This window comes from Rhodoferax sp. OV413, from assembly GCF_900104385.1.
GTDB lineage: Bacteria > Pseudomonadota > Gammaproteobacteria > Burkholderiales > Burkholderiaceae_C > Rhodoferax_B.
On the sequence record NZ_FNJA01000005.1, the window covers coordinates 83,808 to 101,721 of the forward strand.

14 protein-coding genes and 1 pseudogene are annotated in these 17,914 nt (G+C 51.9%); 10 read left to right on the forward strand and 5 right to left on the reverse strand.

The features are described from left to right. Window positions 1–561 precede the first annotated feature (561 nt). Entirely contained in the window at window positions 562–1,155 is a 594-nt protein-coding gene (gene cysC / locus BLT66_RS17190) for an adenylyl-sulfate kinase (protein WP_092759901.1), read from the reverse strand. 388 nt (window positions 1,156–1,543) lie between these two features. On the opposite strand from cysC, the gene BLT66_RS17195 reads away from it, so the two are divergent. The 6 genes from BLT66_RS17195 to BLT66_RS17220 all read left to right on the forward strand — a co-directional run bounded on the left by BLT66_RS17195 (window position 1,544) and on the right by BLT66_RS17220 (window position 9,217). Then, window positions 1,544–2,767, forward strand: coding sequence for a hybrid sensor histidine kinase/response regulator (locus tag BLT66_RS17195; protein ID WP_092759353.1), 1,224 nt, complete (start codon window positions 1,544–1,546; stop codon window positions 2,765–2,767). A gap of 95 nt (window positions 2,768–2,862) precedes the next feature. Next, window positions 2,863–3,558 (forward strand): methyltransferase, encoded by a 696-nt coding sequence (locus BLT66_RS17200; RefSeq protein ID WP_092759355.1) that lies wholly within the window; start codon window positions 2,863–2,865, stop codon window positions 3,556–3,558. Window positions 3,559–3,635: 77 nt separating this feature from the next. Then, window positions 3,636–4,799, forward strand: coding sequence for a sulfotransferase (locus tag BLT66_RS17205; RefSeq protein ID WP_255406971.1), 1,164 nt, complete (start codon window positions 3,636–3,638; stop codon window positions 4,797–4,799). Next, the gene (locus BLT66_RS17210) at window positions 4,796–5,623 is read left to right on the forward strand and encodes an arginase family protein (protein ID WP_092759359.1); all 828 of its coding nucleotides are present in this window, start codon (window positions 4,796–4,798) and stop codon (window positions 5,621–5,623) included. Before BLT66_RS17205 ends, BLT66_RS17210 begins: the two co-directional genes overlap by 4 nt. A 92-nt stretch (window positions 5,624–5,715) precedes the next feature. Then, window positions 5,716–6,666, forward strand: a complete 951-nt coding sequence (locus BLT66_RS17215; protein ID WP_255406972.1) for an ABC transporter substrate-binding protein — start codon at window positions 5,716–5,718, stop codon at window positions 6,664–6,666. A 10-nt stretch (window positions 6,667–6,676) separates the two neighbouring features. Continuing rightward, a complete protein-coding gene (locus tag BLT66_RS17220) occupies window positions 6,677–9,217 on the forward strand; it encodes an ATP-binding protein (protein WP_092759363.1) in 2,541 nt (846 codons plus the stop codon). 480 nt (window positions 9,218–9,697) lie between these two features. On the opposite strand, the gene BLT66_RS17225 is transcribed toward BLT66_RS17220, so the two are convergent. After that, on the reverse strand, window positions 9,698–9,982 hold the full coding sequence (locus tag BLT66_RS17225; RefSeq protein WP_092759365.1) for a DUF4148 domain-containing protein: 285 nt from the start codon (window positions 9,980–9,982) through the stop codon (window positions 9,698–9,700). A 205-nt stretch (window positions 9,983–10,187) separates the two neighbouring features. On the opposite strand from BLT66_RS17225, the gene BLT66_RS17230 reads away from it, so the two are divergent. Next, window positions 10,188–11,114 (forward strand): LysR family transcriptional regulator, encoded by a 927-nt coding sequence (locus BLT66_RS17230; protein WP_092759367.1) that lies wholly within the window; start codon window positions 10,188–10,190, stop codon window positions 11,112–11,114. Window positions 11,115–11,175: 61 nt separating this feature from the next. On the opposite strand, the gene BLT66_RS26825 is transcribed toward BLT66_RS17230, so the two are convergent. Continuing rightward, the gene (locus tag BLT66_RS26825) at window positions 11,176–11,316 is read right to left on the reverse strand and encodes a hypothetical protein (RefSeq protein WP_176955080.1); all 141 of its coding nucleotides are present in this window, start codon (window positions 11,314–11,316) and stop codon (window positions 11,176–11,178) included. Between the two features lie 324 nt (window positions 11,317–11,640). Beyond that, complete coding sequence (locus BLT66_RS17235; RefSeq protein WP_176955081.1) at window positions 11,641–13,563, reverse strand: AAA family ATPase; 1,923 nt, start codon at window positions 13,561–13,563, stop codon at window positions 11,641–11,643. Between the two features lie 169 nt (window positions 13,564–13,732). On the opposite strand from BLT66_RS17235, the pseudogene BLT66_RS27220 reads away from it, so the two are divergent. After that, a pseudogene (locus BLT66_RS27220) lies at window positions 13,733–14,117 on the forward strand (hypothetical protein); the annotation flags it as partial. Continuing rightward, window positions 14,086–15,453: a ComEC/Rec2 family competence protein gene (locus tag BLT66_RS17240; RefSeq protein ID WP_092759371.1), complete on the forward strand. Its 1,368-nt coding sequence runs from the start codon at window positions 14,086–14,088 to the stop codon at window positions 15,451–15,453. The pseudogene BLT66_RS27220 and the gene BLT66_RS17240, both read left to right, overlap by 32 nt. Window positions 15,454–15,891: 438 nt before the next feature. On the opposite strand, the gene BLT66_RS17245 is transcribed toward BLT66_RS17240, so the two are convergent. Further along, window positions 15,892–16,440: a hypothetical protein gene (locus BLT66_RS17245; RefSeq protein WP_143029241.1), complete on the reverse strand. Its 549-nt coding sequence runs from the start codon at window positions 16,438–16,440 to the stop codon at window positions 15,892–15,894. Here BLT66_RS17245 and BLT66_RS26965 point away from each other — a divergent pair. Then, window positions 16,405–17,883 carry an ATP-binding protein gene (locus BLT66_RS26965; RefSeq protein ID WP_218922624.1) on the forward strand — a complete coding sequence of 493 codons (1,479 nt, stop codon included), beginning with the start codon at window positions 16,405–16,407 and terminating at the stop codon, window positions 17,881–17,883. The genes BLT66_RS17245 and BLT66_RS26965 overlap by 36 nt on opposite strands. The last annotated feature ends 31 nt before the right edge of the window (window positions 17,884–17,914 follow it).

Below are 17,914 nucleotides of genomic sequence, written 5' to 3' on the forward strand. Positions count from 1 at the left end.
TATCCATGCGGGTTTGGGGCGTTTCAAATATGCAACAGATTACCGAGAAGTCGTAAACAAAACGCCCCTTGGCTCACTCAGTCCTGTCGAATATCGAGCGAGCTTCGGACTTACGGCATAACCCATTCCAAGAATGCCGCCGTCCTCCCGTTGAGCGGCTTGTGCCAATTTCAAACGGACTGGTCTTATTCGACAGGATACGGTGTATCTAGCTTACTTTCGCTAGGACTGACTCGGGGTGCTCATCAAATTACTGGCACTGCTGGACATCTGGGAGTTGGCGCCAACTGAGTGGTAAATGTTTGGACGATTTCGAGGAAAAACCAAAACAGCTTGACTAGGTCAACACACCTCAAGAAGGCATAGTTCGTTATTTCAAAGTTTACAACACCACATATATTAGAGCTTAAGCCTGCTAAAGCTATTCGTCTGTACATGTGTTATTGGGCAGACAGAACGTCTTCATATTGTGGAAAGACGTGCAGCGTTCAACTAGAGAGGAATGCCTGTCCGTTGCACCCACCAAGGGTAAATTACTTTGCCTTAGCAACTGTTGCTACCCTAGCTCCCCTGGCTAGTTCGGTCATCCGTGTCCGAAAGAATGTTCCTTTCTAGCCCATCTAAATTGACCCCGCGGGCCATCAGCAAATTCCTCGTGACGCGGACACAATCGTCCAGCGTCCGAACGCCCGTATCGAAAGACAATTCGGGGGACAGCGGCGCTTCGTAGGGATCGCTGATCCCAGTGAAGCTGACAATGGCTCCGCTTCTGGCCCGACGGTAAAGGCCTTTAGGATCTCGGGCCTCACATACGGTCAATGGCGTTGCCAAATACACCTCGATATAGCGCGTCGGTCCCACAGTGTGGCGGGCTAAGTTCCGGTCATCCCTGTAGGGCGATATCAAGGCAGCGATGGCCAGCGTCCCCGCATCGTTCAATTGCTTGCACAGCTCGGCTACGCGACGGATGTTTTCTCGGCGATCTTTCCGTGAAAAACCAAGGTCTTGGCTGAGTTGCTGGCGGACGACGTCGCCGTCTAGCACTCGGCATAACACACCGTCGGCGGACAAGGTTTCAGCTAATGCTTCGGCCAAGCTGGTTTTACCCGAAGCACTGAGCCCCGTTAACCAAAGGGTACACGCTGGTTGTGGCATTTGGATCTTCGGTTTCGCGGCAATGGCCGAGAGCGACAGCTCTCCTGATTTGTTGTGATGGCATTTACCCGCAAGACTCTCTGATAGGCAACGTTGACACAGGACGCTTTCCATCTTAGGTATTGCCAGTTTATGTAACAACCAAAAGCTACTCGCGTTCCTCCCCAATATTGATGAAGCAGATACCCCCGTCCAAAGGCGATCGGCGTTTCATTGGCAGAGTACCCATTGCACTACCGATGTATGTGGGCCATGCTTAAACAATCGGAAACAAGTTGTGATTTGAGTTTGTGCAGCTAGGGATGCTTCCCGTAATTTTTCTGAATTTGTCATCTGGGAAATCCCTTGGAGGTCAGCTTCGAGTTGCAACTGCAGCCAGAAAGATCGCATGACCATGATGGGAACTCCTCCCAATATCTTGATCGTTGATGACGAAGCGGTACACATGCGTGCACTGTGCGATATCTTGGGTCGCCATGACTACAAGACCACTGGCCTGATATCAGGTGAGGCTGCACTAGAAAAGATGCAGACCGAAACATTTGATCTGTTGTTGTCAGATTTGATGATGCCCGGCATTGATGGCATCACATTGGTGCAGGCAGCTAGCAAAATCGACTCCAACCTTGCTTGCATCATCATGACTGGCGAAGGCTCCATTGCGTCGGCTGTACAGGCAATGAAGGTCGGTGCCCATGATTACATCGTCAAACCATTCAAGGTTTCAGCCATTCTTCCTGTTCTTGCGCGAGCGCTGGAGACGAGACGGTTGAGGATGGAAAACGTCATCTTGGAGCAGCGGCAACGCGCACATACCGCAGAACTCAACACTTTGAACAGCGAACTTGAGTTGGCAAAAAAAGAAGCGGAACGCGCAAATCACGAGAAATCGAATTTCCTCTCGCATATGAGCCATGAGCTACGCACGCCGCTGAACTCCATTCTTGGATTCGCCCAAATTCTGCAATCCGAGTCGATTTCGGCCACCCCCGAAGAAAGAAAAAAATTCTTAAGAAATATTGAAAATGCGGGAAAGCACTTGCTCACTCTGATTAATGAAATTCTTGACTTGGCACAAATTGAATCTGGATTCATATCGATTTCCCTTGAACCCATTCAGTTGGCGAAGATTTTTGAGGAATGTCGGGCCATGATTTCACCCATCGCGGAGAAATTCGGTATCAGGATGATTTATCCAGAATATATGGATGTCTTAGTTTTTTCAGATAAGACCAGATTGAAGCAGGTTTTAATAAATCTGCTATCGAATGCAATTAAATATAACAATAAAAATGGATCAGTTACACTAGATTACGAGCTTACGGAAGTCGGGCGTATTCGACTATTTGTAATTGATACGGGAATTGGGCTTAGTGCCGAACAGTTGAAATTTATATTTCAACCATTTAATCGACTGGGAAGAGAAAAAATCAAAGAAGAAGGCACCGGAATTGGTTTGTCTTTGACGAAGAAAATCGTAGAGGCGATGCAGGCAGAAATCGGCGTAGCTAGCAAATTGGATATTGGCAGTACATTCTGGATTGAACTGCCGGTTCATAAATCAACTTCTTCAAAAAACATAAATTCAATCGGAGATATTATTTCATATTAAGGTGGTTTTTCTAGAAAATATTAAAAAGAATTTTTGAGGCAAGCAATTGTAATGAGAAATATTTTCAATCTTCTGTTTTTTATTAGGAGGATAGTATGGAAAATAAGTCAAAACCAGAAATTGTTCGCATAGACCGCTGGCAAAAGGGTCGTCAAAAATTATTTAAATCTGTTCCTTCTGACGGAAAAATGATTAAGTATCTCGGCAAAGAATTTAAGGTGTATCCAAATACCTTTTGGCCATTTACGGATAGTAAGCCACTGGTCAAAAATTTCCGAGTGCAGAGCGGAGAGAGTGTGCTTGATGTTGGAACAGGTTCTGGCGTTATTGCCATCTTTTCCTGTTACCAGGGAGCGGGGAAAGTGGTTGGTGTTGACATCAATCCTGCTGCTATCAAGAGTGCTAAACATAATTTGAAGATGCATGGCTTTGAAAAAGTCATGAAAGTTGTCAAGTCAGATTTATTTGAAAATATTGCCGATCAGAAATTCGACGTAATTACAGCAAATATTCCTTTCAGAGATAAATTTGCACACGACGTCGTCGCCAGGGCACAGTGGGATACCGATTTTCAAACCAATACTCGGTTTTTTGCAGAAGTGGTAAACCATTTAAATCCGGGTGGTCGAATTTATTTTATACACTCTAATTTTGGAGAGACCGACAGGATAAAGAAACTCGCCAAAGCTGCTGGACTTTCTGTCAAGGCGATCGGGCGTGAGGCCGCAGACAAGTCTGAGACAAAAGTGTTCCACGCTTTTGTTATGAGAAGAATTGCGGAAGACAATTAAAAGTGAGCGATATTCTAGACTCTGTGAATTCAATTCGTAATGTTCCACGCACCGAGTTGAATTCCTTAGTTAAGACCGTGGCAGTTATTCTTTGCAGCCCGCGATCCGGATCAAGTTTATTGAAAAATGCATTGGAATCACATCCGGATATTGCGTCACTAGGAGGGGAAATTGAGCCGTTCATGATTCTGACAAAGAATGGATTTAATCACAATTCGGATAGTGATGCAATTAGCACTATAAAAAATGAGGCCGATTTAATAGACAATATTTTTGATGATCTAACCGTGGCATCCGAAACGCAATTGGATCTAAATCTTCTTATAAAAAAATGGGAGAAAAGACTTTTATTGCAGTTCCCTTCAATTTTTCAAAAGGAATCTTGTCGTGAAAATCTTGTTCACATCTTTCATGACGCTTTGAGGCAGTGGGTGGATAGTGACTTTCTAGAAGGCGATGGTTTAGAAAAATTTATTCTTACAAAAATTTTTAAGAATGAGTCATGGCGAATTAATTACTACGATGGTCAGTCAACTTCAGGTCCGATCAAATGGTTTGATGAACCTTTAAAGGTAGAGGAGCCACCATTTATTTTGCCTAATAACAAGAGAAGACAATTTGTCGAAAATGACGTAACTAGTAAAATTTTACTTTTCAAAACTCCGCCTGATGTTTATCGAATAGGCATGTACGAAAAGTTGTTTCCCAACGCCGAAATAAAATATATTCACCTGACTCGAGGTTATGCACAGTCGGTTAATGGTTTGATGGATGGATGGTTGTCTCCAGTGGGTTTTTTCTCTCACGACCTAAGACACGTGGGCGTGAATTTAAATGTAAAGGGTTACTCCGATTGTGTTCCATTTGGGAGATGGTGGTGGAAGTTTGATTTGCCACCTAATTGGAGGGAGTTTTTAGAAGAAAAGCTGGAAAACGTCTGTCTAAACCAGTGGATTTCGGCGCATCAATCGGTGTTAGCAAGCGGAGTAGGCGCTCTTCGAATTTCTTTTGAAGATTTCTTGGATGAACCAGATACCACAATACAGAAAATTCAGCAATATCTAGGTTTGCCTGCAATGAAATTAGAAAATTCACTCCCTCTGCTGATGGCAACGGATGTTCCAAAATCGAAACGATGGCATAAAAGAAGGGATTTAATACTTTCGCTAGGTAAAAGCGAAGAGGTTGAAGTAATGATGGAATTGCTGGGCTACGAGATGAACCCCGAGAGCTGGGTATGAACAACCATCTTATTGTTCCCTTCTTGATGGGGCAGCGCCGCGATGGCCTCTGCCGCTTGAAAGAACTGGACGAGCATACCTGGGATGTTCTCGCTCTCTCTGAGTTGCATAAAACAGAAATTGAAGATTCCTATGAAAAATTAAGAATAATGGGAAGTATTTATTATGGATTGTCGGAGAAAATAAAAAAATTGGTAGGCATTGGATTAGTTCCTATAAGTATTTCTGGAGATTGTGTTTCTACATTGGGAGTTTTGGCTGGATTGCAAAAGGCTGGAAAACAACCTGATCGAATTCTTTGGTTAGATGCACATGGAGATTTCCATACATGGAAAACTTCTCTTACCAAATACATCGGTGGGATGCCATTGGCCATGTTAGTTGGACGAATTGATCAACATGAGAAACATCGCGATGCCGTGGAATCAATGCTTTGGGAAATTGGTGTGACTCCCTATCCCGAAAAGCGAATCATACTGTCTGATGCGCGCGATCTGGATGCAGGTGAAAAGGAGGCATTGGAAAGTTCTGAAATAACGGTTTGCGGAGTTTCAGATATTTTAAAAAATCTTGATTCAGGTGAAAGTATATATATCCATTGGGATACAGACGTCGTAGATGCTGAAGCAGAAACTCCTGCCCTTAAATACCATGTAAAAAAAGGGCCAAAATATTCTGAAATTGAAGCTCTCTTCAAAAATATTTCTCGTGAAAAGATAGTCGCAATTTCCGTGTCCGCTTGGCATGAGGAAAAGGATTTGGAGAATAAGGCGGCGAAAGCTTGTCTCCGCGTTCTAAAAAGTCTAGAGGACATACTATGCTGAGAGGATATGGGAAGCGTTGCGCAGGTAAGGCATCGAATTTTTTTCTATTTAGTTTAATTGGCCTGCTTGTCGCCTTGTCGCTTGGAGTCTATATGTGGACCAATTTTAATGCCATTGGCTCCGTTAGCCATCAAAAGCAAAAAGTGGTCATCGCTACGAATAATGAATACGCCGGAAGTTGCGCTGTTATGGTGGCGCAAGAGAAAGGTTTCTTTGTAAATGAAGGGCTTGTTGTCTCTATCAAGCCCGTCACCAGCGGAAAAGCTGCTATGGCGGCGATTCTGGAAAAAAAGGCAGATATTGGAACCGTTGCAGATATTCCAGTTATGTTTGCTGGGTTGAGTAATGCTCCCATATCGGTTATTGCAACTATTTTTGCGGGGGAGAGAGATCATGGGATTGTGGGCCGCAGGGACAAGGGAATTGACACAGCTGCTAGTTTGAAAGGTAAAAGCATAGGCGTCCCCCTTGGTACTTCCGCACATTTCACGTTAGATGCTTTCCTTAATAGGCAAAAACTGCTACCAGATGAGGTTACCAAGCGAACCTACAAACCAGAAGAGCTTGCCAATGCACTTGCAGCTGGTAGTGTTGATGCCGTTGCCATATGGGAGCCATTTTTAAGCGCAGCCATGTCAAAACTTGGTGATAACGGCGTTCTTTTCTATGGGCAGGATGTTTATGAAAGCATCTACAACATGGTAGGAATGCAAAATTATATTTCTGAACATCCTGAAACGATAAAGAAAATTATTCGTGGATTAATAAGTGGCGCGAAAGTTTGCGTCGAAAATCCGGCTATCGCCCAGGAAGTAGTATCAAAAATAACGAAAATAGAAAAAGAAACATTGAAAGCCTCCTGGTCATCGTATCGTTTCGATATTGTTTTAGATCAAGGTTTAATCTTGGCTCTGGAGGATGAGGCACGCTGGGCAATTAAAAACAAGCTGACGGATAAAGTGAAGGTTCCCAATTATCTTGGTTATGTCTATATCGATGGATTGGAATCTATAAGTTCATCCGCCGTAACCATCATTCATTGAGAGTTTCATCATGAAAATCTCAACAAGACTCAAATTGGCTGAACTGTTTTGTGGAGTTGTAGTTGCCATTATCGTGGGCGTTTTGCTGTTCACGACGTCGCAAATGAAACGAGAGCTCCTAAAAAATGAGCAGGCAGGTGAGGTTTTACGAGCAGTCACGGCGCTCAGGTATCTCTCGATGGAATACGAACTCCATCACGAAGAACGCGCGCGAGATCAATGGCAACTCAGGTCTACCTCCTTCGCAAAGTTTCTCACGAGCAAAATGGGGCTCGTTGATACTGGCGATGCAGAGATCATTAATGACCTTCGGCGTAACCAAGAAGATCTTCAAAAACTGTTCAGTTTGTTGGTGACGAACCGCCATGAGCTTGAAAATGAGCTGGGGCGAGCCGAGGTGCTGAAGGAGTTGGAGTCTAGGTTGTCGGGGCAGATCTCGAATAAGACGCAAGCCATGATTTCTGACGCGTTGCTCCTGTCAGAACTGAGCCGTAAAGCGGTACTTGATGCTCAGCAAAGGGCGAATGTGGCAGTGATCGCATTTGGCCTGCTGGTCATGCTAGCTGTCGCTGCCACCATATTTATTACGCTGAGAAGCGTCACACGGCCACTTGAACAATTGCGTGAAGGCACGACGGTGGTTGGTGCGGGCAATCTTGATTTCGTCCTGGGCGTGCACTCGCAAGATGAAATCGGAGAGCTAGCCCGCGCTTTCGACGGTATGACGGAAAAATTAAAGCTGACAACGGTTTCACGTGACGAGCTGTTCAAGACGAACGAGGCGCTTGCGACTGAGATCGCGGTACGCCAGCAGGCAGAGCAGAAAGCGCGAGCGCAACTTGAACGCCTGAATTTGCTGCATCAGATTACGCGCTCCACAGGGGCAAGGCAGGATTTGCGAAGTATTTTTCAAGTCGTCATTCGCAGCTTAGAAGACCAGTTGCCGATGGATTTTGTCTGTCTCTATTTATACGACCAACCGCAGAATGCTTTGGTGGTGACATGCGTTGGCCTGCGCGGCGAGGCGTTGGTGCAAGAGCTATCGATGACCGAGAACGCCCGCGTTGCGATTGACGAGAATGGCCTGTCTCGATGCGTTCGCGGACAATTGGTCTACGAGGCGGACATCAGCAAAGTAGATTTTCCTTTCCCGCAGCGCCTGGCGCGAAGTGGGCTGCGCGCTTTGGTAATGGCGCCCTTACTGGTTGAGAGCACCGTATTTGGGGTGTTGGTAGTTGCCCGACAGCAGGCCCACAGCTTTAGTAGCGGTGAGTGCGAGTTCCTGCAGCAATTGTGTGAGCACGTTGCTCTTTCGGCGAACCAAGCACAGCTGTACGCTGCCTTGCAGCAAGCCTATGACGATATGCGCCAGACCCAGCAATCAGTGATGCAGCAGGAACGCTTGCGTTCACTCGGCCAGATGGCCAGTGGAATCGCCCACGACATTAACAACGCCATTTCTCCCATCGCCCTCTACACGGAATTGCTGCTGGAAACAGAGCCAAACCTCAGTTCGGGTGGTCGCAATTATCTTGAAATTATCCAGCGGGCTATTGACGATGTAGCCGCGACGGTCGCTCGGATGAGGGAGTTTTACCGACAACGTGAAACTCAGCTTACCTTGAGTCCTGTGAATGCAAATCTCCTGATTCAGCAGGTTGTGGACCTTACCCGGGCGCGCTGGAGTGATATGCCGCAACAACGGGGCGTGGTGATTCAATTGCAGACTGAGCTTGACCCGGATCTTCCGTTCTTTATGGGGGTCGAGGGTGAGATCCGGGAGGCGCTGACGAACCTCGTTTTTAATGCAGTCGATGCCATGCCTAGTGGCGGCACGTTGACATTGCGTACCCGGGTGGCGGGTGTCCCCAATAGGGATGGCCACACCACCTCACGCCATGTATTTGTCGAAGTGAGCGACTCCGGCGTGGGAATGGATGAAGATACACGTCGACGTTGTCTTGAGCCATTTTTTACGACAAAAGGGGAGCGGGGGACGGGATTGGGTTTGGCGATGGTGTACGGAATGATAGAGCGCCACAGTGCCAATATCGAGTTGGAATCCCAGCCGGACGTCGGTACCACAGTGCGCATGGACTTTCTTATTCCTTCAGATGTCGCCGAAGCCACACCGCTCATTGACACGGACACCGTGCCGTTGCATTTACATATCCTGGTTGTAGATGACGATCCCCTGGTACTAAGATCGCTCCGCGATATTTTGGCATTTGACGGCCATTCGGTGGTTGCGGCAGATGGCGGTCAAGCCGGCCTCAATATGTTCCACAGTGCGCAAGAAGAGGGTAAGCCATTCGATATCGTGTTTACTGACCTGGGAATGCCCTATGTAGACGGGCACAAAGTTGCAACGGCTATTAAATATCTATCACCGTCAACGCCCGTTGTTTTGCTGACGGGCTGGGGCCAACGATTGGTTTCTGACGGAGAAAGTCCCGCGCATGTTGATTGCGTTTTGAGTAAGCCGCCCCGGCGTAAGGAATTACGCAGTACGTTGACGAAAATATTTAAAACTAGCGGCACCGCGGTGTGATGGCCTTTAGGTATTTTTGCAGCTTCATTGTCGCAACTAGATTTGCTCAGGGCGTACGCTCAGCCCACAGTTGGGCGTTCTCCGCGCTGGACATGGCGTAGTAGCTGGAATGGACATCCTCCGTTGTATCCCCCGCCCCTACCTATCCCTTCGCCGAGTGGAATTCGGCCCAACATAAGGCGGTACTGTTGGCGCCAATTACAGATTGACCAGCGGAGGGTGCGGCGGAAATCTTGGACTTACGGCATAACCCAGTCCAAGAATTCCGTCCCCCTAACAGGAGTTACTACGCTGTCCAGGATGTCCGGCGCACGCAACGAGAAGGTCTTCAAGATGACTGGGATGCTATAGCGCGTTGGGGATATGGTCGCATGCGGACCTGCATGAATCCCGCAGGCCCCAATGCAATCACCCCGGCAATCGTTACTGGCTGTCGGGGCTATTGCGCTGATAGCCGGCCAGAGCCGGCCTGTGCAAGGCTTATTGCTGGCTGGTCTTCACAAGCTCAGCAGCGGCCTGGGGAGTTGCGCCGGCCTTTTCAGCACGCGGAGCGGCCAGGTTTTGCTGGGCGGTGACGCCATTGAAGCTGGAAGCTGCATTGGCGTTTTTGGCCTGCAGCATTTCGCTTATGACTTCTGCGCGGGTTTTGGTTGAAGGCGCCTGCATTTGCTCCAGCAGAAAGGCATTCAGGGGTTCGGCAGAAGCAGCCACGGAAGACAGGGCGGCGACAGCAATGACAGCGGCGGCAATAAGGTTCGATTTCATGATGAATATCCTTTCAAAGTTAATGACGTTCCGGGCATGGCGGGCTCATCTCCCCGTCTGTCCAGCCTCGGTGAGTCGCCTTGTAAGTCGCTTCGGCTCATCGATGTATGAACTTTATTCCATCCAAATTAATCAAAAAATAGCAATTCAAACAATGCATTACTGTTAAATCAGCAACAATTGAGGCTTGATTTAGGGGTAAACCATGGACCGGCTTCAATCAATGCGCGTGTTTCAGCAAGTGGTGGACGACGGGAGTTTTGCCGCCGCGGCGCGCAAATTCGACATGTCGTCCGCCGTGGTGACCCGGCTGGTCGGTGACCTGGAAGACCACCTCGGGGTGCGACTGCTGCAGCGCACCACCCGGCGCCTGGCGCTCACCGATGCGGGCGAAACCTATCTGGCCCGTGTGCGCCATATCCTCAACGACATTGATGAAGCCCACGCCGCCGCCCAGGCCCACGCGCAGGAAATGTCCGGCGTCATCCGCATCCTGACGCCGCCGGTGTTCGCCACGCATGTGCTGGCGCCGCTGGTGGCCGAGTTCGGGCGGCGCTACCCAAAGGTCGTGCTGGACATCCATGCGGACTCACCGCTGGTGCCCCCCATTGAAGACTACGACCTGACCCTGCTAGGCGCTGCCGATACGTTCGATGCCAACATCATTGCGCGGCCCATCGCATCTTCGGACGGTATCCTGTGCGCCTCACCCGACTACTTGCGCGAGCATGGCATCCCGCGGCAACCGGAAGATCTCGCCAGGCACCGCTGCCTGCGCATCAAGCTCCAGGCGAACCGGCACCGCTGCATGCGCCTCATCAACCCGGAGGAACACAACCGGGAAGTGGAAGTTCAGATCGAGCCCGCTCTGCTGGTCAACAACACCACCACGCTGATTCGGGCTTGCCTTGACGGCGCCGGTGTCAGCATCCAGCCCATCGACATCGTGGCGAAGTACCTCCAGAGCGGCGAGCTGCATCGGGTTTTGCCTCAGTGGATCACGGGAAGGAACACGCTGTATGCAGCGCTGCCCAGCCGCAAATTCATTCCTGCCCGCACCAGCGTGTTTCTGGAGTTCATGACCGAGTACACACGCGCCGTGCTCAAGAAGATGGAAGCGCGACAGGACTGAAGTTGCCGAAGCTACTGAGCATCACCACCAATGACGCCCGACCCGTTCATCGAGGGGATTGTTACTGCTGACCTTGAATTGACCAGTTGAACGCGCTTGTGCCAATGCCGAACTGATAGGTCGTATCTATCGGAAAAGGCGCATCCAGCTTCGTTCCGCAAGGACTCGGGGTGGTCATAAAACTGCTGGCGGTGTTGGTCATTCTGCAGTTGGCGTCAACACCCAGAACAACAACAGCTGGCGACCGACTTTATTCGGTCCCGACTAACTTTATTTGCTCTAGTGTTCTTTGCCAATAAAGTCGTAGACACCGTCCCCACGTAAAAGACACAAAATGCCGGGTGCGCCATCCGCGGTGGAGTCGTAGACAGCCTGCGACGTGGGGGAGGATCCGTGGCCAGACCCGCAGGGAAGTCGTAGACACGGCAGGCTCGCACCCGAGCAGATCCTGCAACTTTGGGCAGCCCGCCAAGCCGATGCGCGACGTCAAGCTTCCTCGGCTGCTTGGGAGCAGCACAGTCGACTGTCACCCATGTTCGTAAGACGCAGCGAAAGCCTTCGGATTGTCTCGCAGCCATAGCGCTGAGTTCGCGACGAGCTGCGTCACTAGGGCGTTCTCTCGCCCGAGGACCGGTTTGGTATCCGTGTTGTGTTCCTGGGCCAAAAGGGTCTGGAGACGCTCCAGGGAACGCTCGTTCAGCGCGCGGATGGCCTCCCAGCGCGAACGCTCGGTGAGTCTCTCCAAGCACTTTGCAGAGACCATGTGGGCTATCAATCGCCCGCGGTATCCGGGCTGCGCATGGTCGTTGCGGTTGAACCAGCCCTGAGCGACATCGTTCTCGGTGATCCCGAAGAGCTTGCCGAGCTCCTTTTCGTCCAGCAGCAAGAAGCCATACTCGTGCGCACGCTCTCCGACGGGAATCGCGTAGTCCTCGACGAACAAGATGAACCCGTCATCACGCAACAGCTTCGCAAGTGCCGATCCGGCGCCAAACTCGTCCAGCCACTCGGCCGGCCGGACCTCATGGAGGACGTTGCAGACGATGACGATGTCAACGGACTTCTCACCGCGCACCTGCTGAACGTCGGCTAGGCTGGAGAACGCGCGCCGAGTGCTCCCGCCGTCCGCATACAGCGCAGCAGAGTGCATTTGGCAGTGCTCCGCGTCTTCCTCACAACGCTCGTACGCCACGTAGTCAATCAGCCCGCCGATGGGCTTGTCGCCGGCTGCGTCCGCAATGGCGTCAAGCAATCGTCCTTTGCCAGCACCGAAGTCAAGAATAGAGAGCGGCCGACCGGGCGGCCGTACTGAGTCCAGAACAGCGCGAATTTGATCCAGCTGCGGGTCCTTGCCTTCATATGGGATGACGCCTGGAGGCAGAAGGCATTGGCGCAGCAGAAGGAACGACGCGTAGCGAGAGGGCAGTAACGTCAGCTCGTTCAAGCGCCTGGCACCTTCGGTTCCGCCGAGGAGACTGTTCACGACCCGACTGGGCGCCCTTCCGGCGCGGCTGAACTTTCCAGCTTCAGCAAACCACAGGCAGTCTGGGTCCGTAGCGGACAGGTGAGCAATGAGCGGCACAGAATGCGTGGAGATCCACAGCTGACCATCGACCAGAACGTCCAACAACCGGTCAACGAGGTCATTGAGCGCCGAAGGATGCAGGTGGTTCTCGGGCTCATCCAGGAAGACGATGCAGTCCTTCAACGAAGCCGTGCGCGCGTGGAGCATGCAAGCAAGCTGAAACAGCACCTTCTGACCGTCCGAGAGCAACGTGTTGTACTGTTCGGTCAACCCCTCCAGCTGTAGGTTCTGGCTCTCGTTCAACTCGAACTGGACGCCATCTCCTAGGAGTTCGCCGAACATGTCGATAAGGTCGGTCTCGGCTTGATGGCTCCCCGCCGTGCCCCTCGGTTTACGGGAGCCTCTTTCGCTGGTTGCCGCCCTCATCACTTGCCTGGCATAAGCAGGCGCCGCTACGTGAGCTCCTTCTGCTCCCAGACCGCTGGCGAATGCGCTCGCCCGATGAATTGCCTCGTTCTCCTTGCCATCGGCGGGATCTTCGAGAGACGTCGACCTGGGTACGAAGAACACAATCTTTGGCTGCCCCTCCCCACTCATGATCAGCGCCTCAGATACCGCGATGCGCTGCTCGCGCCGCGATATTTCAGTCTCGAACATGGCCATCTGGCTCCGCATAACCTCCACTTGACCGGGCAAGTCACTGCTCCTTGGCTGCGTCTGGAAGCGCTGGATCTCTGCTTGATGACTCTGATGCGCTTGACGCTGTTGGGCGATTTCCAGCTCGGCTTGCCGCCGCGCATCAGGCGTCACGTACCTCTTAGCAATGTCGTCAAGGAGTTTCAACAACCGAGTCTTCCCGGAGCCATTCTTGCCGGCGATGACAACGCATCGTCCGAAGTCGCGCATCTGCAGGGGTTCGTCCATAGGAAGCGTCGGCAGACCAACGCCCATGGATTCGTAAACTTCCCTGCTCAGGTTGATCGCTTCTATTCTCACCCTTCCTCCCGTTCGATTTGTTGGTCGACTCCTCAAAGGACGCCGTTCTGAAGTTTCATCGCTTCCGTGCTGATGCTACATCTGCTGCCGGACGTTCAGCTTGGTACATCACTCCGGCAGCGATTCGCAAGACTTCTCCATTCAGACTCCGAGCGCCCGGCCGAAGTGGGCGTGGTGCAATCCGTTGGCAGCAAGGGGAATAGCTACGCCAACGCCATGCCAAAGACCATCAACGGGCTCTAAAAGGCCGAGCAGATTTATCGCAGGGTGCAGTGAAGGCAAAGGAATTGGGCGAGCTGGTGACGCTGGAATAGGTCTCTTGGTTCAACAACCACAGGCTGCTGGGGCCCATTGGCAACATCCCACCTGCAGAGTCTGAGGCACACTACCATCGAAAACTCGCCATGCAGACCGCCACGGCGGCAGCCTGTATTAACCCAATGGCATCCCATGAAGCTCGGGGCGATCCAGCCCGAGTTTAAAGGCCTATTCAACAATAAGAGGAAGGCGCAAATGGCCAGCACAAAACTTGAAGCAGATGTGATCCAGTACCCCGTGGGGCAAGGTGGTTTTTTGATTGGGCGCGTTCTGCGCCGAGACGCCACCGGATCGCGCGAATTCACCTATGGGTATGACTGTGGATCAGTGAATCGCGAGCATTTCGAGCAAGGTCTTGAAGCCTGCTCTCTGTCTCGGCTTGACGTGCTTTTCATCTCACACTTGGACCTGGACCACGTCAGCGGGATCGATGCGTTAGCTGCAAAGGTGCAGATCGACGCGATTGTCTTGCCTTGCCTGGACGCACTGCAGACGATTGCTCTGGCGTGCGAAGGGATCGACGACGCAGGCGTTCGTGGATCGCTCGCCGACTTTTTGATCGACCCGGTCCGGTGGTTTGGTGTGCGCCGCATCAAGAAGGTCTACTTTGTGAGGCGGGACCTTGGTGCTGATGGTCAACCCATAGCACCGGTCCCACCAGATCGGCTACCAACGGTTGAGCCAGAGCGCGGACAAAATGACCAGGGACGGCTGCCCTACCGCATCACGGCTAATGAGATCAGTGAGCCAGTGGTGGTGCGGATTCCGGGCGCAACCGCAGTTGAGCACAGCAGCCTAGACGGTGGGATTGAATTGCGGGTGAACGGCGGGGTTGACCCATCTGTAGTTCCCTTTCCGGATTGGCTGCTAATTCCTTATGTCCATCCCTTTTCAACCGCCTCACTCAACGCCTTCCTCCGCGCCGTGGCCGGTGTCATGAGGAGAATTCCTGGTGACACCCACCTAGCGCCCAAGACCTTTACCAGAAGACTGCTGGCGTTGCTTCGCAACGAGGAATCTAGAAGGACACTGAAGGCTTGCTATTCGATCTTGTCATCCGACAACAACCGTCCTTCGATGAGCTTGTACTCGGGATCGGCAGAGCCGCTTCGGGCGTCGGATGAAGTGCAGGTTTGGCAGGGCGATGAACCCCACTGGCGTCGTTTCCAACCTCCAGGCGCGAGAGCCGGGTGGCTAAGCACCGGTGACGCCGATCTCAATTCACTCCAAACCAGGACGCCATGGCTGCACCGATATGAGGCGTTATTCGCCACTGTCGCCGTTTTTGTGCTGCCGCACCACGGCAGTAATCGTCATATCCATGACGACGTGATCAAGGAGGTGCAGGCCAACGTGATGGTTGCCTGTGCGGCTACTGGGCGTAACTACCACCCACATCCTGCGTTGACTCAGCGGCTGCGATCACTTCGTCGACGGCTCCACCAAGTTTCGGAGCAGTCGGACTCCGACATCAGTCTTCACGTGACCATTTCACGGTGAGGGCGGGTCAACGCGCCGAATCTCTGGTCGCGTGAGGGCAGGAATCGAACCAGCCCACAGCTGACCGTGAAGCGCTCCTGATTTTGAGGCAGCTCGTTTGGTTGATCACGGTGCCAAGATGGAAGTAAGTGTTACGGCTGATAAAAAATTGACCACCTGGAGGCGGAGGATTGACCAGCACGTTGCGTGGCTAACGTGCTTCCTGGCTAAGGCTTCGCTGCTGCCCCCTCGGCTGGTGAATACCAAGCTGGCACACCTGGTTAAACCGTCGTCGGCACCAACACCCAGTGGAGAAGAAGTCCTGTGAAAGCAGTGTTGCGACACATCAAATTCGTCAGCGCAGACAAAAACTACTGAAGTTGCCCGTTCCCGAACACGGTTTGCGCGCATCTGAAACTCGCGGTCACATCGCAAAATCCCCGCGGCGCGAAGCGGCCCTTATGCATTCGGAGCAACCGATTTAACACGCGTTTCACTTTTATCTAACGTCAATGTAACGGCACTTGCCCAAGCCACCCAGGATGCGTAGTCGTCGGACGGAGCCCCACCAGCGATACGGCGATCCTCAAGATGACCAAGGTACGCTCGCAGCATCTGCGCCTCGTGCCAATTGCCCGCCTCTTTGAGCAAATCTTGACGCCTAGCAAGCTCTGCCTCAGCAGCTCGGCGTACCTCTTCCTGCCGCTGCAACGCCTCTTGACGTTCTCGCTCGCGGTCTTCGTATTCCCGTTTGGAGCACGCCCACTCTGCGACCCTTGCCAGCGATTGTGCGTGGCGATATTCAATCGCCGACATCACTTGATCCCACCGACTTTCGATTCGGTCATCTGTTCGATCAGAAATCAGCGTCTCCCCTAGCCCCATCTGCTCAATACCGAGCGTTAAGCGGCTGGTCGGACGGAGCGTGCGAACCAGCCGCGGCTCTTTGGACCACGAGCTGTATTCGTTGCGATGGCCTGCTTCGAGCTTCTCGGCTACCTTGATCATCACTACGGCTTCCCCTCGCTTGGCCTGAAGGCGCTCGTGGCCCGCAGGTACACGCCGGAACAGATCGAGCGTATCAAGGGTCTACAGAAGCACTACCTGAACCTGCGCGAAATCATCCGCAAGGCGGCCGGCGAGACCCTAGACCTGAAGCCCTACGAGGCGGACATGCGTCACCTCATCGACACCTACATCGAGGCCCAGGCGCCTCGCAAGATATCGCCCTTCGATGGTATCGGTCTGCTGGACCTGATCGTCAAAACCGGCATTGCAGATGCGATAGCAGAGCGCCTGGGCGACATGAAGGGCAATAAAGAATCCATCGCCGAGACGATCGAGAACAACGTCCGCAGCAAGATCCTGAGAGAGCAACTGACCGACCCAGCCTACTTCGCCAAGATGTCAGCGCTTTTGGACGAAATCATCCGTCTGCGCAAGGACAGGGCAATCGAGTATGAGGGCTACTTGGCGCGCATCGCCGATGTAGCGAAGCGAGTCGTAGCCGGCAAGTCAGATGACACCCCCCAGCAGTTGAAAACCTCCGGCCAGCTGGCCCTGTACAACAACTTGAAAGACCGCGTTGTCACAAACGCAGTTCAGGAACCGGATGCCCCCTACGGTGTTACAACCAAAACACTGAACACCGCGCTACTGCTGGATACGGCAATCAAAGCCAAGCGACTCGATGGCTGGCGCGGCGTGGTTGCGAGAGAGCAGTTGGTCAAGCAAGCCATCTTGAGGTGCTACCTCCAGCTCTGTTCAGATGTCGTTTTCGGCTATGCCCAATACGAACACATCCAGCCGGTGCTTGCAAGAGCCAAGTCATCCATCACAGCTCTTCGCAATGTTCTTGACGTCGTAGATGTGCCACCGCCACCACATCTCTTGCATGTGATCTCATTGAAGAAATGCAAGAACGAGATCAAGAAAATCTTGCCGTTGCTCATCGCCAAAAATTTCTACACGAATCACAAAGACTCTGAGAACCTGAAGAGCCCGCCGAGCAGGACTCTTCACCTCATCATTGATGAAGCCCACAACATCTTGTCGGAGCAATCCACCCGTGAGCATGAAATATGGAAGGACTACCGACTTGAACTTTTTGAAGAAATCATCAAGGAGGGACGCAAGTATGGGGTCTACCTCACCCTCTCCAGCCAGCGGCCAGCCGACATCTCACCGACCATCGTTTCCCAGATCCACAACTTCTTCATCCACCGGCTGGTGAACGAGCGCGACCTCATGCTGCTGGACAACACCATCAGTACCTTGGACTCCAGTTCCAAGGCTCTCATCCCAACCCTGGCCAAAGGCTGTTGCGTGGTTACAGGGACGGCATTCGATCTACCCATGATCCTGAGAATTGACCCACTCCTCAAGGAGCATAGGCCCAGCAGTGACGACGTGAATCTTGAAGCGCTTTGGGCACCGCCCGAAAAACTCTGACGGGGATCAAGCTCGAATTGCAATGACCACG

What these genes read in the sequence shown, in the direction of transcription:
- BLT66_RS17225 (WP_092759365.1), bottom strand. Translation starts at nt 9,982, where the DNA reads ATGAAATCGAACCTTATTGCCGCCGCTGTCATTGCTGTCGCCGCCCTG.
- BLT66_RS26965 (WP_218922624.1), top strand. Translation starts at nt 16,405, where the DNA reads ATGGCCTGCTTCGAGCTTCTCGGCTACCTTGATCATCACTACGGCTTC.
- BLT66_RS17215 (WP_255406972.1), top strand. Translation starts at nt 5,716, where the DNA reads ATGTGGACCAATTTTAATGCCATTGGCTCCGTTAGCCATCAAAAGCAA.
- BLT66_RS17220 (WP_092759363.1), top strand. Translation starts at nt 6,677, where the DNA reads ATGAAAATCTCAACAAGACTCAAATTGGCTGAACTGTTTTGTGGAGTT.
- cysC (WP_092759901.1), bottom strand. Translation starts at nt 1,155, where the DNA reads ATGCCACAACCAGCGTGTACCCTTTGGTTAACGGGGCTCAGTGCTTCG.
- BLT66_RS17195 (WP_092759353.1), top strand. Translation starts at nt 1,544, where the DNA reads ATGACCATGATGGGAACTCCTCCCAATATCTTGATCGTTGATGACGAA.
- BLT66_RS17210 (WP_092759359.1), top strand. Translation starts at nt 4,796, where the DNA reads ATGAACAACCATCTTATTGTTCCCTTCTTGATGGGGCAGCGCCGCGAT.
- BLT66_RS17230 (WP_092759367.1), top strand. Translation starts at nt 10,188, where the DNA reads ATGGACCGGCTTCAATCAATGCGCGTGTTTCAGCAAGTGGTGGACGAC.
- BLT66_RS17240 (WP_092759371.1), top strand. Translation starts at nt 14,086, where the DNA reads ATGAAGCTCGGGGCGATCCAGCCCGAGTTTAAAGGCCTATTCAACAAT.
- BLT66_RS17200 (WP_092759355.1), top strand. Translation starts at nt 2,863, where the DNA reads ATGGAAAATAAGTCAAAACCAGAAATTGTTCGCATAGACCGCTGGCAA.
- BLT66_RS17235 (WP_176955081.1), bottom strand. Translation starts at nt 13,563, where the DNA reads ATGGACGAACCCCTGCAGATGCGCGACTTCGGACGATGCGTTGTCATC.
- BLT66_RS26825 (WP_176955080.1), bottom strand. Translation starts at nt 11,316, where the DNA reads ATGACCAACACCGCCAGCAGTTTTATGACCACCCCGAGTCCTTGCGGA.
- BLT66_RS17245 (WP_143029241.1), bottom strand. Translation starts at nt 16,440, where the DNA reads ATGATCAAGGTAGCCGAGAAGCTCGAAGCAGGCCATCGCAACGAATAC.